Source organism: Cellvibrio sp. (assembly GCF_046347455.1).
Taxonomy (GTDB): domain Bacteria; phylum Pseudomonadota; class Gammaproteobacteria; order Pseudomonadales; family Cellvibrionaceae; genus Cellvibrio.
The window spans coordinates 828664-845518 of the sequence record NZ_JAXMGC010000001.1 but is presented as its reverse complement, the minus strand read 5'-3'; the positions used below and the strand labels follow the sequence as shown (position 1 = coordinate 845518).

Below are 16855 nucleotides of genomic sequence, written 5' to 3'. Positions count from 1 at the left end.
TAGCCATACCCTTATTCTACGGCTTTAGGGTTAACTTCTTTTAATCAGGCGTAATTAATCAGAGCGCCATCAGGCGCTCTCAGCAACTTTATCCGATTCCATTTTCTCCATTTCCATATCCCTATACACCAGCCGGGCTGGGGTTTGATTACAGCTGATTTTGTAAACAAAATTGTAACGCAAATGGTGATAAGTACTTTGTGGGTTGTCGAAAATGGCCTTCATTTTTTGCAATTCATTATGGCGATAAGATTCCAGAGGCCGTTCGGATTCATCTTGCAAGCGGGTCTGTTGTTTGCGTTCAACCAAGCGGAAAAAATTTTCGTTTGCCGCGAGCGATTCGCATTCTTGTTGCAAGAGTGTGTGATAAACGTTCCATTCTTCACACAATACTTTGTCCACCATGCCGAACTTGTGGGCCTTTACGGCGAGCAACGGCAAGCCACTTTCTGTGAGCTCTTTAGCTTTGGTTGTACCCACTCGTCGCGGAAGTAAATAAGTCCAATATTCAGAGCCAAACAGCCCCATGGTGATGTAATGCGGGTTAAGAACTACCCTATCGCGGGCAAAAACTTTATCGCATGCCAGCGGCATAATGGCGCCACCAGCGCCCGCGTTGTTGCGCAATGCCGCCACCGTTAGTTTGTTGGTCATGTTGATGAGTTCCTGAACCACATCATCAATGGCGTTAATATTTCGCCAAGATTCACGTGCGGGATCTGCAGCGGCTTGAATACAATTCAAATGAATTCCGTTACTCCAAAATTCATCACCGCCCATAAGCGTTATAACCCGAACTTCGGGATTTTCGCGCAGCTCGCGAAGATGTGCGAGTAACTCGTGGCATTGTTCAGTGTTCATTGCGCCGTTGTAAAAATCAAAGGTGATATAGGCCACTCCCCCAAGGATTTGTACCTTTATATCGTTTTGAACAGCTGACGGAATTGCTTTAAGTTCGGAGAATGAGTCGGCATTGTCAAATTGTTGTTTAATGACCTGCATGCTTGCCAGTTTAAAAAAACGTTGTTCTCCTTTTTGAGCCATTTTTAATTGCCGTATCCACACACTACCATCAATTGTTGCACGGCAAATTGCTCCGTCGCGATGCCCAAGGATCTTGCCGGGGGGTGCGTTATGAAATCGAGGCTCAGCCTTGGCTCCGAAAAGATGCACCGCGTTTCCCGCAATGGTGTCCAGTACACCAGGGAAACTATCGGCGGCATTTATTTTTCGCACGATAATTTCTGTTGTGTCCTGCGCCCAATTAATTTGGCGCGAATCCTGCCGCATCAAGGGTAAAAATTGTCCTTTAACGTAAGGGTTATCATAGTCAAGCGGGCGCGGTTTAAAGTGTGAATCCAACAGCGAATGATGAAGTAGGTTTTTAACCATTGAAACAGCCGTTGAAATAACTTCGCGCCTGTATAGGCTAGCTTTGGATGCTTCGCGTAGGTCAAATTGCTGTGTATCCCAAATATCGCCCGCATCCATTTCTGCATCCGCTTGCAGTAGTGTAACCCCCCAAGTCGTCACCTTGCTTTGGATTGCCCAATCAAGTGATGATGGACCGCGGTCGCCTTCAATGCCCGGGTGGATTATTAAACACAGGTGATGCCGCCAGATTCTTTCTGGTACAGCATGTTTTAAAAATGGGCAAAGAATTAACTCCGGTTGAAATTCCTCCACGGCGCGAAGCATTTGATTTTCATTGGAGGAAAGTTCAATGGAAACGCGGTGATTTTCTTCTTCCAGTTCTTTATGCATACGTTGGCACATACCGTTGTATGCGGAAGCAAACAATAAAATTTTCAAAATAATTTCCGCCTGCAGCTAGTGATAAACATTACATTGCCCGCAAGAATCAGGCGGGCTCATCCAGGAGTTCATCTACATTTTTATTGCTGAGCTGGTTGAGAGACATAATCAAACAAATAACCAGTAGCAACATGCTGGCGCAAAAAATAAATAGACCCATCGTCATGGGGCTTAGAGAGTTTTCAATGACTCGTTGGTCGGCGTCGTGGTTGTGAACCATACTCATGGCTGCCATTCCGGTGTAATGCATGCCACACACGGCAATCGCCATAACCACCGCGCTACCTAACATAATGGATGTTCCCTTGAGGTTAACTGCAAGCCAGAGTGCGACGGTTGCGGCAACGATTGCAATTACCAATGAAACACCTACTAGAGTTTTGTCATACACCATATCTGTTCCCGGCATCACCATTGCCTCCATTCCTAAATAATGCATGCCGGCAACTGCGAGCCCGGTAAATAAACCGGCGCCCAATAAGCGAACGGGTGATAAGCGTCCGCTCACCGCGATAAAAACCCCAATGCCCACGGCGACAACGGCAAGTGCAAGCGATGCAAAAGTTGGCCCCGGTAAATAGCCAATGTCCATAGGCGTTTGGTACGCCAGCATGCCAATAAAATGCATGGTCCAAATAGCGCCGCCACCGAGTGATGCGGCCGCTGCAATAATCCAGGTAAGTGAAGGGCCGTTACTTGAAGATTTCATACCGTTAGTAATTTGCAGCCCTGTAAAGGAGCCAAATACGGCAACGAGAAAGGAGAGAGAAACCAGAAACCAGTTGTAGCTTACGTCCATTTCCATAGGAATTACCTCTTTATAGAGCCAAAAAACAGAATTGTCTTGGAAGCACATATAACAACATTTCCATGCTGCTGATGACGATTCTAGATATTTCAGAGGCGCATCAATAGATTAAATTTTCATAAGTTTTTTTTTAACTGCGTTTTAAGTAGTTAAGATTTATGCCTAAAAAGTTTTACAAAAAAATGTGAAATGGATGCGAGAAATCGCCTAAATATCTGTTGTTACAACGATTAAATTTTTTTAAAAAACAAAATATTTTCATCATAAGGCGCTGAACTTTTCTTTTTGGCGTATTAATCATTTTTGTTCGCAAGTTGCTTAAAAAAATTTTTTCTTCCAAAAAAAATCCATTCCCATCTGGTTGATTGCTCACTCCATAAGCTGTTCTACACTCTGTTTGAGCAAGCCGCTGGAAAGGGACGCTGATTCCATAGCGTGCCTTCATTATTATTTATAGGGGAATTGAAATAATGGCAGTTCAGGCATCATCTGCAAAGCAAGTAGGAAAGGTTTTTCAAGTCGCCGTCTTGGGAGTAGGAACCAACGATTTGGAAATATTCTCGCGCATTTTTGCCGTTACGCGTTATAGACCGCGTACCTATCATTTAAAAGTAGTCAGTGAGAATAGTTCGTTAAGTGAGTTGGGTAGTGCGGCCAATGCCGATATTTATGTTGTTAACTTACACAACACTCACGCTGTTCATTGCTGGCACCGCTTGTCGGCGATGATTGCGAAAGACCGCCGTAAGCCCGTTTTGAAAATCTCAAAAATTACGCCCGCAACTGAAGCGGGATCGGAATTTACCATCTCCTGGCCCATTAATCCTGCAAAGCTTTTGCAATCGCTGGATAACTATACGATCAGGCATTTGCATTATTACCCTGAGTTTGAAATCGGTTCTGAAGTAGAACCTTCGGTTGCCATTGTAAAAAATTTCAAGGCGATCAATCTCACCACTCATGCGCAACAAACAACACCGCAGGAAAATAAACTCAGAGTACTGGTTGCCGATGATAGCTTGGCGGTGCGCCGTCAATTAAAAATGGAGTTTGATGCGATGGATGCCAAGCTTAATGTGGTAGCTGATGGCGAGGCTGCAGTGAACGCTGCGGAAAAGGATCAGTACGACGTGATTTTTCTCGACGTGGTCATGCCGGGTATAGATGGTTACGCGGCGTGCAAAAATATAAAACGCAGCAAACTGAATAAACACACGCCAGTAATTATGCTCACGAGTCGATCGTCCAAATTCGACAAGCTTAAAGGCGTACTTGCCGGCTGTGACACCTATCTTACCAAACCAATTAATCACAACGAATTCAAGGAAATAACTCAAAAGCATCTTGATGCATTGAACCTTCGTACTCAAAAACTGGAGAACAAATAATGAAACCTAATCGCATTATGATTGTGGACGATTCACCCGTTGAACTTCAGCACCTCAAAGAAATTGTGTCGGATGCAGGCTACCAGGTCATTACCGCCGTAAATGGACAGGAAGCCTACGATAAAGCAAAAACCTATAAACCGGATGTAATTCTCATGGATGTGGTTATGGAAGGTGTAGATGGATTTGAAGCCTGTCGCAACATTACCGGAGACAAAGATTTGTCATCAATTCCAGTGGTGTTTGTCACTAGCAAAAATCAACGCGCTGATCGCGTATGGGGAGAGCTGCAAGGCGGTAAAGCCATGATTAGTAAACCCTACACCCAAGATCAAATTCTGGACACTATAGCTGCGCTTTAATGGATATGATGAATCAACACGCCGGTAATTCAGAAGATTTGGCACAACAAAACAGCGAGATTTTGCAGCGAAATTTAGTTGCAGCCTTGACGCGTTTAAAGCACGTCGCGAATCAGCAGGATTTTACTGTTGATGCGCACGAGAGTGAAAAAGTTTCAGAATCCTTTTTTAGTTTTGTTATAGGTCAGTATCAGTTCCTGATTGAAGCTACCTGTTTGTGCGAAGTTTTTGCGGACGCCGCTGTAGCTGTCATTCCGAACGCACCTCAATGCGTGCTGGGATTATTTAACTTACGCGGTGCCCTCATTCCGGTGTATCAACTGCATCAAAGTCTGGATGCGCCTTTGCCGAAAAAGAAATGTATTTTTGTTGTAGGAAAGGCAGAGCAGGCTATTGGTCTTCTTATTGATGGCTTGCCAGTCTCTCTATCGCTGCCCCTTGCATCAAGATCTGAATTGCCAGATGGGTCACCCGTTCTTTTTCGGCAGTTGGCTCAAGCTCATTATCTTCATGCCAATAAATCCTGTTGGTTTCTCGAAGGTAAAACCTTGCCCGCTAATTTGTTGGGGCTGGCGCAACAATCTCTTGCTTCAAAACATATTTCGGCGGCGGCGCCTGATTGTGTACCTGTGTAGTTCCGTTTTTGTCTATCCCGTTTATTGCCTGTTCATGGAGTTAGCTGATGAAAAAATTATCCGGCATAAAAATATCCCACAAAATTACGAGTCTGATGATTGGTTTGGTGGTCGGATTTCTGCTGATGGCGGTAGCCTACTACGCACAATATGTTTCGGAAAAAACGATTAGTGAAGCTAACGCAAACTTCAAAACCATTGACCAGTTAATTTCGTCAACGCTGAACTCAGCGGCGGAAATTCGCACGGCAACTCCTGTTTATATTGACACGGGGAATGAAGAATCCCTTAGTTATTATCGTGGAGGTAAAATGCAAATCAATGAATCTTTAAATCTGTTAGGTTCCTTGAATGCACGTTTTGTGAACAAAAATGCGCTCGCCACCGCTAAAGACTCAGTAAAAAAATTGGACGTTGCGTTTAACAGCCTTATTGAGCAACAAACAGCGGCTTTAAAGGATGCGGAAAAAAAAGAAGCTTTGAAAGATTCGCTGAATAGCGCAGTAGTGGCGATGACGAGTAGTTTGCAAGATTACCGCCGCATCATAGATGTGAACGTAAAACGTCGCGTAAGTCAGGCTGAAGCAGAATTAAATATTGCGCGCACTATGTTCGCGGCTGTGTTGTTCCTAACTGCAGTGGGAACTACCTTGGGATTGTTTTTAATCTATCGCAGTATTGTTTTACCGCTGTGGCACATGCAGCGAGTAATTGCACAACAAAACAGCGGGAACGATAAAACACGTGTACGTGTTAGTGCGAATGATGAGTTGGGTGACTTAGGGCGAGCATTTAACCGCTTGCTCGATGAGCGTATTAAAGTGTTAGCAGAGCAATCACAGGAAAACGAAACGCTTAACACATCCATCATTGGTCTTATTCGCAGCTTGGGTGCGATTGCGAAAAAGGACTTGTCCATCAAAGTGCCCGTATCAACTGACGTTACCGGCACCATTTCAGACGCGGTTAATTTACTGACATCTGAAACTGCTCGCACCTTGCATCAGGTAAAAGGTGTTTCTGAGCAAATCAATTTTATTTCTGACCAACTGCAAGCCCAATCAGCGGTGGTATTACAGGTGGCGGAAGAAGAACGTACGCAGGTGTCAGATACTGTTAGTGCGCTCGATCAATCCGCAAAAACCATGACGGATATTGCCAAGGAAGCGCGCACGGCAAACAGCATTGCTACTTCCGCCATTGATTACACGCAGAAGGCACAGTTGTCGGTAATTCAAACGGTAGAAGGTATTCAAACTATTCGCGGCACCATTTCTGAAACAGAAAAACGTATCAAGCGTTTGGGCGATCGCTCTCAGGAAATTACATCTATCGTTAACCTGATTAACACTATCGCAGAACGGACACATATTCTTGCACTGAATGCCAGTATGCATGCTGCATCGGCGGGTGAAGCGGGTAAAGGTTTTGCGGTGGTGGCAGAAGAGGTTCAGCGTCTGGCAGAAAACGCGCGCGGTGCAACATCCGAAATTTCTGCAATGGTGAACAACATTCGTGTTGAAACCTCTGACACAGTAAATATTATGAACAAACTTATTACCCAAGTGGCAGAGGGTACCAAACTTGCTGAAGATTCTGGCCGCCGTATGCACGAAACAGAAGCTGCAACGCGTCAATTGGTAAACCACGTAAAATCCATTGCTGTAAACTCCATGAATCAGGCCAATATGGCGAACCGCGTACGCGATCGCGCACTGTTAATTACAGAATCTACGGAGAAAACACACAGCAAACTGGAAGAGCAGCGTGTGCAAACGGATGAATTAAAAAATTACGCGCACTCTTTGGTGGAGCGTGTGAATGTATTCACCTTGCCAGAGTTCCGCACCGAACAACGCGCCGCGAATGTAATAGCCGCTGCGGTTGTTCAGCCTGCGTCTGCATCGAACCAATCACCCCTCGCTCAGCCTACCGCCAACCAGTTGCATCTGGAGCAAATCGCTATGGCGCAAATCCCGCCTGAACATATTCAGCAGGCGAAGCTGGCTTAGGTATAGGAGCATGCCCGACTCTTGTTCTTAAGTAGCCGGGCTTCTGTTGGGTTGAATGGGTAAGACCTATGGCAACAACTACGTTTACCTCGGAGCAACATGAACTGCTTTCCATGCTGGTGGATGAGCTGCAGTCACTGTTGGAAGCTTCCTTATCGACGGATGATCCGGTCGAACGACTTCAGGACTTGGTAGATTTTTTAGAAAATTTTGCCGGAGCAGCAGAATTAATTGGGCTGAATGGATTAGCATTTGCGTGGCGACATTTACGTGAAAATTTTTTAGCGCTCGCTAAATCAGACCAGCAGATGACAAGCGCGCAGCGCGTTTTGGTTGATTCCTGGATTATTTATTTTCTGGAATTTTTGCACGCAATGATTGCGGGCAATGTCACCGAAGAATCTGTTCTGCCGATAAAAAATTTTCTTGCGCAACCCGATTGGCCGCGCCCCCTTGAACCAGAGCAACAGGCTCATTTATCGCAAAGTTTGCAAACAGCTCAAGTGGTTTTGCACGAGCAGGATGTGGTGCGTTTGCCCGATAGGGCTACACCGGACATGTTATCCATGGTTGTGGGTGAGGATATCAACCCGGATTTATTTGAAGGCTTAATGATTGAACTGCCTGCACAGGTTGCACAATTTACGGATCAGCTCAACGAGTTTGCACAGGCACACCAAATGCAATCGCTCGCCAGCGCACAGCGCATTGCACATACGCTCAAGGGGTCGGCCAACGTAGTGGGTATTAGCGGCCTGGCCAACTTCATGCATTTCAGCGAAGACCTTCTTGAAGAAATCTCCCGTCATCAAGAACCGCTCACGCCCGCGTTAAAAAATTTATTGCTTGATATGAGCGATACGCTTGCCACCATGTTGGATAGCCTCACCTCCGGTGAGCGCGGTGGCGCCGATATGGGTGACCATGAATTAAATATTATGCAGCAAGTGCTCGATGCCTATCACGCCATTCGCGCAGAGGGTTTCGCTGGTTTTAATCCTCAGTCGTTCAACGCCGAAATGTCATCGGCGAGTTCTGCTGATGTACAGAATGCGGATTCGTTAGCGAGTGAGCATGCGGATAATGCGGCGCAGCAGGATGTTCAACCAGATGCTCAGGCACAAGCCTCGGCTCAAACGCCAGATAGTTTTGCGACTTATTTGCGCATCAAAGAAGAAACTGCACAGGATTTGTTGCGCCTTGCCGGTGAGAGCGCAATTGCAACCAACCGTTTACAAACGCAGGTGACGGATTTAAAAAATCAGGTTCATCAAATCAGCGCACTGCACAATAAGTTAACGCAACTGACAGAGGAGTTCGGTCAATTAATTGAAGTGCGCGAACTTTTTAACACACGCAACAAACACAGCGCGAGCAGTGAGCTTGATCCCCTTGAATTGGATAATTACAACGAGCTGCATAGCTTTTTTCATCAGTTACAGGAATTTGCGATTGACACGCGCGACGCAATTTACCAAACGCAGGGGCAGCTTCGCGGTTTGGAAGATCTCACCTTTGATCAGCAGCTCACAAACCGTTCAAGTCAGAATCATTTGCTTGAAATGCGAATGATCCCCGCGAGTCACTTTGAAGCGCGTTTTCAGCGCTGTGTTCGCCAGGCTTGCCGTTTAACGGGCAAGCAAGCGCGCTTTCAATTGCACGGTGGCGAAACCATGATTGATAGCCACATCTTGCACGAACTGGTGGATCCCCTCATGCATTTGTTGCGCAACGCTGTGGATCACGGCATTGAATTTTCCAGCGCACGTACGCAGGCCGGCAAACCGGGTGAAGGTAAAATTGATTTGTATTTTGGCGTGCAAGGCCAATCAATTCTTGTTCGTGTGGTGGATGATGGCGTGGGTTTACAATTAGAACGCATCGCCCAAAAAGCACGTGAACTGGCGATAGAACCGCCCGCAAGTTCCAGTGCAGACGTCTCTGAATTGTGGTTAAAGCAAATTATTTTTGCGGCGGGATTTTCCACGCGCGAGCAGGTGAGTCAAACCTCGGGACGCGGTATAGGTTTAGACATGGTCGCCGATCGCGTTAATGCCTTAAAAGGGCGCGTCACTGTGAATAGCTTTCCTGATCAGGGCTGTGAGTTCTCAATCCGTTTACCCATGCCGATGATTGCCGAACAAGGTTTGTTAGTTACCAGCGGTATTCACAACTTAGCCATATCTTCACGTGGTGTGGAGCAATTGCTTTTTTTGGATCCTAGCGATATTAAAAATCGCGGCCCGCGTTTGACTTATTTATTTAATCAACAAGAGATCGATGTTTTTCATTTGTCGCAGTTGGCGCAGTTGCCAGATCTTCACATGGTTAATGTCACCGACGCGCGCGCATTACTAATTGTTGAAGCGCTTCCCGGGCAACACATTGGCGTATTGATTGAACGTGTACTCGCGAGCCGTGAAATGGTTATCAAACCCTTAACGCCCTTCACGCCGGTCATTTCTGGTGTTGTAGGTGCAACTGTTTTAGGTGATGGTGCAATTGCGCCGGTATTGGATATTCAGCAATTAGTGGTCAACCAATTGCAGGCGGGTGTTGCCTCTGCTGAGTGGATAATGCAAAACCTATCGGGCACGCAACAGCTCGTTGCCAATCGACCTATGGCATTGATTGTGGACGATTCATTGAGCACACGCCGCTCGTTAGCGCAATTTGTTGGTGATATGGGAATGGATGTGCGTACCGCAAAAGATGGTTTTGAGGCGATTGAAATTCTGCAACAGGAAAGCCCCCACATTTTGTTGGTGGACATGGAGATGCCGAGAATGAACGGGTTGGAATTAACGGCTCATGTTCGCGCCAATGAATCCACCAAAGATATACCGGTCATCATGATTACCTCGCGCAACACGGAAAAGCATAGGAATCTCGCGGTTGCCGCGGGTGTGGACACCTACCTCAACAAACCCTTTTCTGAAGAAGAATTGTTGCACCACATACAGGAAAATATGCACGCATGAGTGAGATCCCTAGTGAAACTGTTTTGTTGGATTCTGCCGGTGAGGCTTTCGGGCATGGTGCACAACCGAGAGGTTTGCGTGGATTAGAGCCGCCGGTTACGACGGATGAGTCTCTCGTGTTCTTGAATGTTGGTGATTTTGGTTTGCTCACACCCGGCACTGAAATATACACCCTAATGCCAGCTCAAAAAATCCAGGTTCTGGACTCCGGTGTTGGAAGTGTATTGGTTGACGAGTACCAGGTTCCAGTATTTGGCCTTAATAAAGGGCTGCAAATATTGCCTCAGCTTCCTGCGACGCATATGACTGTCGTTGTATTTCGCCACGACATGCGATTGTTTGCGTTTGGCTGCGCACGCATTCAAAAGCTCGATCGGCGGGACGTTTGTATTTATCCCGTGCCTATCAGCATGAGCAGTCGCAAGCAGCCATTTTCGAATTTCGCGATTATCGATCAATGTGCTGCCGGTTTAATAAATGCGAAAAGTCTTTGGCAACTTTTGGTGGAACGAAAATTCAATCACTTGGTGGGGCTCGCAGTTGAGCCGGTATTAGTTCAAGGAGGTCGGAAATGAATACACAAGGTCAGGTAGAAGAAACTCCCGAGGCTCAATTATCCGCATGGATACTTCCTATCAGTTCATCGGAAGTTGTTGCCGTAGGCCAATATGAGCTGAAGCACATTGAATCGGTGAGCTCATTAGTTAGTCTGCCGGGCTTGCCAGCATTTTGTGAGCAGGGCTTTGTATGGCGAGACCGTTTTATTCCAGCGCTCGACTTGTGGAGTTTGGTGACACGTAAGCGACCTGTATCGGCGAAGGAAGGCTTGGCCGCTATCATTGCCTACGAAAGCACCGAAGGTGAGCTCGCGATGGGTGCCATATTGCTTAGCGGTGTGCCTAAGTTGTTGCCTGTCTCGGCCAGCCAAAGCGTTGCTATTACGGAATTGGCATCGCATTGGCAAATGTTGGTGCAGGCGGCTTTCAAAACCGATGCGAATGTGTTTCCGGTACTGGATTTAGGTCGTTTGTTTGGTAAAACCCCGGCAGATCTTTTGTCACTACATTGAGTTTTTAATAATCCACAACTCTCTCACACTTCTATCATCAACCTTTATTAAAAAACAATTAAAGCTGGCCTCAGGGTGGAATAAATCGCATTTAACGTATATCGTTGCAGCTGATCGAACACTTTTTCTCTTAAGTCTTCTTTCTTAATAACCAGAATTAAGAAAGTGCAAACCGCGAGATAGATGCAACAGTGGCTAAACCCGGCGCAAATTCCAAGCGATTCATTCAGATCAGTGATTGCCATTTAGGGCCGCTGACCAGCGAGGCATTGCTCGGTTTAAACACGGACGAAAGCTTGCACGATGTTCTCGCCCTTATCGCCGAAAAAGAACCGGATTTTGACTACATGGTATGCACGGGCGATATCGCCAGCGCAGGCCATGATGCTTGCTACAAGCGCTTTGTCTCTATCGTTCGCCAATACTTTTCCCAACCTTTAGCCTGGTTGCCGGGCAACCATGATTCTGCAGAACTTATGGCTGAGGTTGACTTACCGCAGATACCAGAAGCGCGATCTGTGGAGCTTGGGAATTGGTTGATCTTGCTTCTTAATTCCGTGGTACCGTTCAAGGTACATGGCAACTTTGAGCAAGCTGAGTTGGATTACCTCGAGCGCATGTTGAGTGAACATCCAGAAAAGCATGTCATGGTTATGCTTCATCATCAGCCCGTACCTGTGGGTAGCAAGTGGATTGATCAGTACATTCTGCGCAATTCCGATGCGTTCTTTGCGGTTACGGATCGCTATTCCAATGTAAAAGCTATCGTTTGGGGGCATGTTCACCAAGACTTCGCCTCGGCACGCCAAGGCGTTCATTTGATCGCAACACCCTCAACATGTGTGCAGTTCAAACCTCAATGCGATGACTTCACTGTTGATACGCAAATGCCCGGTTACCGCTGGTTTAACCTTTATGATGACGGAAGCTTGGAGACGGGCGTTGATCGTGTCACCGGCAAGGAATATGTTATTGATTACAAATCTGCCGGCTACTAATTCCCTATGGCCGCATTGTTGTACATCCACGGTTTTCTGAGTTCTCCCTTATCTTTCAAAGCGCAACAAACCCAAGCCTGGCTTGCGGCCAATCACCCCGAAATAGACTATCATTGCCCCCAACTCTCACCTTACCCAAATGAAACCCAAAAAGGTTTGGAGGAGTTGGTAGAATCCCTGTTGCCGCAACCGATTTATCTGATGGGAAGCTCCCTCGGTGGTTTTTGGGCGACTTGGCTGGCAGAAAAATATAACTTGCGCGCGTTGTTGGTGAACCCTGCGGTGAATCCACAGAGTTTTATGCCCAAATACTTGGGGATGGAACTAAAGAGCTACCATACGGATGACACTTATCTGTTACAGCCGCACCACATCGACGAGATTGTTGAGGTAGATATTCAACCCAAGCGCTTAGCCAACTATTGGCTATTGGTTCAAACCGGCGATGAAACTCTGGATTATCGCAACGCCGTCGAAAAATACGCGGGTTGTAAACAAACAATTGAAGAGGGTGGCGATCACGCGTTCCAAGGCTTTGAACGCTACCTCGAAAGTGGGCTGGCTTTTTTAAGCGCTGCCACAAAGTAACTCTAGTTAACCGAAAAGAAGAACATTAAACGACTATGGCAAATTATTCCGCAGAAGATATTGAAGTACTCACGGGATTAGACCCCGTTAAAAAGCGCCCCGGTATGTATACCGAAACCACGCGCCCCAATCACCTTGCACAAGAAATTATTGATAACTCGGTCGATGAAGCGCTGGCAGGTCACGCGAAAACGATCGACGTGATTCTGCATAAAGATCAATCGCTCAGTGTTGTAGACGATGGTCGCGGTATGCCGGTGGATATTCACCCCGAGCAAGGCAAACCCGGTGTGGAAGTTATTCTCTGTACGCTTCACGCGGGCGGAAAATTCTCCAATAAAAATTACCAATTTTCGGGCGGCTTGCACGGTGTGGGCGTTTCTGTTGTAAACGCGCTTTCCGATAAATTGGAAGTTACTGTTAAGCGCGACGGCAATGTCTACCGTATGGGTTTTTCCAACGGCGATAAAGCAACTGATTTAGAAATTATCGATACCTGCCCAAAACGCCAAACGGGCACAACCGTTAAGTTTTTGCCCAATCCAATTTATTTCGATTCGCCAAAATTTTCTGTGAGCCGCTTACGCCACGTGCTGCGTGCAAAAGCAGTTTTGTGCCCCGGTTTAACTGTAACTTTTTTAGATGAGCAAACCGGCGAAAAAGATGTTTGGTATTACGAAGACGGTTTGAAAGATTATTTAACAGGCGCAACCCAAGGCTGGGAAACCTTACCCGCCTCACCATTTGTAGGCGATTTCGCGGCAACTAACGATGCAGTGAGCTGGGCAGTGCAATGGTTGCCTGAAGGTGGCGAATTAATTCAAGAAAGTTACGTTAACCTAATTCCCACTGCGCAAGGCGGAACTCATACAAACGGCTTGCGTACCGGCTTGTTAGATGCGATTCGCGATTACTGCGAATTCCGCAATTTAATTCCGCGCGGTATCAAACTCGCTCCCGAAGATATTTGGGCGAATTGCTGCTTTGTGTTGAGTTACAAAAATCACGATCCACAATTTTCTGGCCAAACCAAAGAGCGCTTAACCTCGCGTGAAGCGGCGGCCTTTGTGTCCGGTATCGCAAAAGATGCCTTCGCTATTTGGTTAAACCAACACACAGAAGAGGGCGATAAACTCGCCGATTTTTGTATTAACAACGCGCAGAAGCGTGTGCGTTCCAGCAAAAAAGTGGCGCGTAAAAAAGTTACTCAAGGCCCTGCCTTGCCCGGCAAACTGGCCGACTGCTCAAGTGGCGAACCTGCATTGAGTGAATTGTTTTTAGTGGAAGGTGATTCGGCGGGCGGCTCGGCAAAACAAGCGCGCGACCGTGAATATCAAGCCATCATGCCGCTGCGTGGAAAAATCTTAAATACTTGGGAAGTGGATTCATCTGAAATTTTGGCGAGTCAGGAAGTTCACGATATTTCAGTTGCCATTGGAATGGACCCGGGCAGTGAAGATCTTTCCGAATTGCGCTACCACAAAATTTGTATTCTCGCGGATGCGGACTCAGACGGTCTTCACATCGCCACTCTGCTTTGTGCGTTATTTATAAAACATTTCCCTGTGTTAGTGCGCAACGGTTTTGTTTACGTTGCAATGCCACCACTCTACCGTATCGATTTAGGTAAAGAGGTTTATTACGCGTTAGACGAAAGCGAGAAGAATGGCATCCTCAATCGCTTATCTGCGGAAAATAAAAAAGGCAAACCCAACGTGCAACGTTTTAAAGGCTTGGGTGAAATGAACCCCATGCAGTTGCGCGAAACAACCATGGCCCGCGACACCCGCCGTTTGGTGCAGTTAACCATCGAGGAAGGCGATGGCACAGATCAAGTTATGGATATGATGCTCGCCAAAAAACGCGCAGGCGATAGAAAGAATTGGCTGGAAGAAAAAGGCAATTTGGCGGAAGTTGTCTGAGCAGCAATCAACTAACTTAGTTCGCGAAGCAACGTTGCCTTGCGAACTAAGTGATGCAAAATATTCATCGCGCAAGTTCAATCTTCAGCATATCACCGTCTACAGAAACTACTTTGCTCGTAAATAGTTTGCTTCCTGAATTATTTATATAGGTGGGCGAGCCAGCATCTAGAGGTAGCTTAAACAGAGTTGATGGAGTTTTATCTTTAGTAGCATTAAAAGGATATTCCATAAGTTGATAAGATGATGAGTCCCGGTGAGTGGCGAAAAGCGAATTTTCAGTGGGACTAACACGTAGCATATGGTAGTCCAGTTGATCGATTGCCACATCGCTGGAAAGAAAGTTGTCCTCTCCATTTTTAAGATTTCTCTTAACAAAGCCTTTTTTGTCCAAGTCGAAAAAGATCAGTGATTCGCCATTGTTAATATCCTCGGCATGTAGGCCTGCATTATGTTGTATTTTGCTGGCGACCATGGTGCGGCTATCCAGTCGCAGCAATATTTGCTCTTTATTTTTTATTTCTGAAACATAAATGCTTTGATCGTCATAACTCCAGCTTAATGGGATAAATTTTGAGTTGCTTTTGCTTAATAGTTCACCTGTAAATGTTGAAAAAATGCCTGTGACAAGTTGGTTTTTCTCCATGTAGACAGCCGCAATGCGCTGGCCATTGTGCGAGACAGAAAGATGTTCGATTAATGCTGATTTAATTTGAGTAAGTGGTCTATCTTGTTTATTGATCAAATCGTATCGCCAGATTTCAGTGAATCCACTTCGATTGGAAATAAAATAAACAAATTGGTCATCCTGCGAGAGTACAGCACCCAAATCTAGCCCAGTAGAATTGAAATTCGGCAGATCCTTGGTGATATCTATACCATTATCGAAAATAAGATTATCAAAATTTAAACGTACTGTTTGGCAATATATCGTGGGTTCATTTGGGTCAGCCAGAGCCCTAACATAAAGCTCACCATTTGTCGCGCGAAGAAAAAGTTTTGGTTCTCCACCATCGGGATTGAGAAACCACAAACCTGACGTGGAGTTGATATTGCCAGCAACCATAAGTTCCTGCTTGTGATTGAAGGAAATACTGTGCAGCTCATCGAATTGTTCGGAAATAGTGTTAATTGCCCCACTTGTCAAATCCAAAGACATCAACTTAATTTGTTCTGCTTTGTAAACAAAATATAGCGTTTTACCATTCTTGGAAAATTGAGGGTGGGAAATATGGTAGGGTAGATTGGCGTAGCGATTTCGCAAAGGCTCATATTTACCTGTGCGAGTATCAAAGATTCCAAAATCCTCTTTGCTGGACTCATTAAAAAACAGCTCATTCTGGAAATCTGGTCTGACTAATACTTCGACAATTCCTGTATCTGACTCATAAAGAACACTCGGTGGTTCACGTAATTTCTGCCTAACAATTTGGCATTGGCTGCTGAATTTGCAACGCGAATACAGCAAGGTGTCGTCACTTAACCACACAGGCTGAGGTGCGATAAACCAGTCATTCTGAGTGATGGCTTCTTGAATCCCGGTCTTCAAGTCCTTCAAATAAAGAATGTTGCCCTTAATGCTAGAACTAATAAAAACCATCTGATGTTTGTTGTTAATTGCCATATCACCTTCCACACCTTCCATTTTAGTAGCCGGCAATATATTAATGATTTTGTTATCGGAAGTTTTTTGAAGTGCTATCCAGCCAATTATTGCAAGGCTAACAAGTCCCGCGATTGTTGAAATCGCTAGAGAAAAAAGCTTTCGTTTTGATAATGCCTTAAGCGTGGTTTCCGCTACTGCTTCTGGTGAAAAAGGTTTGGCTTCGAGTAAAAATCTGTACCCCTTTTTCGGGATGGTCTCAATAAACTTTGGCTGTTTCGCGTTATCACCGAGCAAATTGCGCAATGCAAAAATTGCTTGTGTAACGGATTCGTCTCCCACAATGACGTTGGGCCAAACTGCCTCTGTAATTTGCTGACGAGTAATTACTCTATTTGAGTGTTGAGCTAAATAAACCAATAAGGTGATAAGTTTAGGTTCGGCCCGCTTTTCTTTGCCAGCTACCACTAATAGGTTTGCGGTGGAATCGACAATTACATCGCCAATGTAAAATTTTTGATCTGCCAAGCCGCTCATGCAATTCCCTAACTTATTGATATAGAAGCCAATAATAAATTAATTTTTTCTTGATGGATACCTGATGGTTATTGCATGCCTTAATCCGCTCAATGGAGCGGCTAACCTAACGGCCATAAAATTAATCAGATTAAGGA

General features: G+C 45.7%; 13 protein-coding genes. 10 read left to right on the top strand and 3 right to left on the bottom strand.

All coding sequences use genetic code 11. From position 1 onward, the window contains the following. Positions 1 to 69: 69 nt before the first annotated feature. Both U1F02_RS03865 and U1F02_RS03860 read right to left on the bottom strand, forming a co-directional pair. Positions 70 to 1812 carry a hydrogenase maturation protein gene (locus U1F02_RS03865; protein WP_409989029.1) on the bottom strand — a complete coding sequence of 581 codons (1743 nt, stop codon included), beginning with the start codon at positions 1810 to 1812 and terminating at the stop codon, positions 70 to 72. Between the two features lie 49 nt (positions 1813 to 1861). Beyond that, on the bottom strand, positions 1862 to 2620 hold the full coding sequence (locus U1F02_RS03860) for an MHYT domain-containing protein (protein WP_409989028.1): 759 nt from the start codon (positions 2618 to 2620) through the stop codon (positions 1862 to 1864). 473 nt (positions 2621 to 3093) lie between these two features. Here U1F02_RS03860 and U1F02_RS03855 point away from each other — a divergent pair, with 473 nt between their 5' ends. From U1F02_RS03855 to parE, 10 genes are all read left to right on the top strand, one after another. Then, positions 3094 to 4011 carry a response regulator gene (locus U1F02_RS03855; protein WP_409989027.1) on the top strand — a complete coding sequence of 306 codons (918 nt, stop codon included), beginning with the start codon at positions 3094 to 3096 and terminating at the stop codon, positions 4009 to 4011. Further along, complete coding sequence (locus U1F02_RS03850) at positions 4011 to 4373, top strand: PleD family two-component system response regulator (protein ID WP_409989026.1); 363 nt, start codon at positions 4011 to 4013, stop codon at positions 4371 to 4373. Before U1F02_RS03855 ends, U1F02_RS03850 begins: the two co-directional genes overlap by 1 nt. Next, positions 4373 to 5008, top strand: a complete 636-nt coding sequence (locus U1F02_RS03845) for a chemotaxis protein CheW (RefSeq protein WP_409989025.1) — start codon at positions 4373 to 4375, stop codon at positions 5006 to 5008. The genes U1F02_RS03850 and U1F02_RS03845 overlap by 1 nt, the downstream gene beginning before the upstream one ends. Before the next feature lie 47 nt (positions 5009 to 5055). After that, entirely contained in the window at positions 5056 to 7020 is a 1965-nt protein-coding gene (locus U1F02_RS03840; RefSeq protein ID WP_409989024.1) for a methyl-accepting chemotaxis protein, read from the top strand. Positions 7021 to 7088: 68 nt separating this feature from the next. Continuing rightward, positions 7089 to 10001, top strand: coding sequence for a response regulator (locus U1F02_RS03835; protein WP_409989023.1), 2913 nt, complete (start codon positions 7089 to 7091; stop codon positions 9999 to 10001). Beyond that, positions 9998 to 10576 (top strand): hypothetical protein, encoded by a 579-nt coding sequence (locus tag U1F02_RS03830; protein WP_409989022.1) that lies wholly within the window; start codon positions 9998 to 10000, stop codon positions 10574 to 10576. Before U1F02_RS03835 ends, U1F02_RS03830 begins: the two co-directional genes overlap by 4 nt. Then, positions 10573 to 11070: a chemotaxis protein CheW gene (locus tag U1F02_RS03825; protein ID WP_409989021.1), complete on the top strand. Its 498-nt coding sequence runs from the start codon at positions 10573 to 10575 to the stop codon at positions 11068 to 11070. The genes U1F02_RS03830 and U1F02_RS03825 overlap by 4 nt, the downstream gene beginning before the upstream one ends. Positions 11071 to 11261: 191 nt before the next feature. Further along, positions 11262 to 12068 (top strand): 3',5'-cyclic-AMP phosphodiesterase, encoded by an 807-nt coding sequence (cpdA, locus tag U1F02_RS03820; RefSeq protein ID WP_409989020.1) that lies wholly within the window; start codon positions 11262 to 11264, stop codon positions 12066 to 12068. Between the two features lie 6 nt (positions 12069 to 12074). After that, positions 12075 to 12656 (top strand): YqiA/YcfP family alpha/beta fold hydrolase, encoded by a 582-nt coding sequence (locus tag U1F02_RS03815; protein ID WP_409989019.1) that lies wholly within the window; start codon positions 12075 to 12077, stop codon positions 12654 to 12656. 35 nt (positions 12657 to 12691) lie between these two features. Continuing rightward, positions 12692 to 14578 carry a DNA topoisomerase IV subunit B gene (parE, locus tag U1F02_RS03810; protein WP_409989018.1) on the top strand — a complete coding sequence of 629 codons (1887 nt, stop codon included), beginning with the start codon at positions 12692 to 12694 and terminating at the stop codon, positions 14576 to 14578. Positions 14579 to 14642: 64 nt separating this feature from the next. Here the strand turns inward: parE and U1F02_RS03805 are convergent, their stop codons facing one another. Then, entirely contained in the window at positions 14643 to 16718 is a 2076-nt protein-coding gene (locus U1F02_RS03805; protein ID WP_409989017.1) for a winged helix-turn-helix domain-containing protein, read from the bottom strand. Positions 16719 to 16855: the final 137 nt, after the last annotated feature.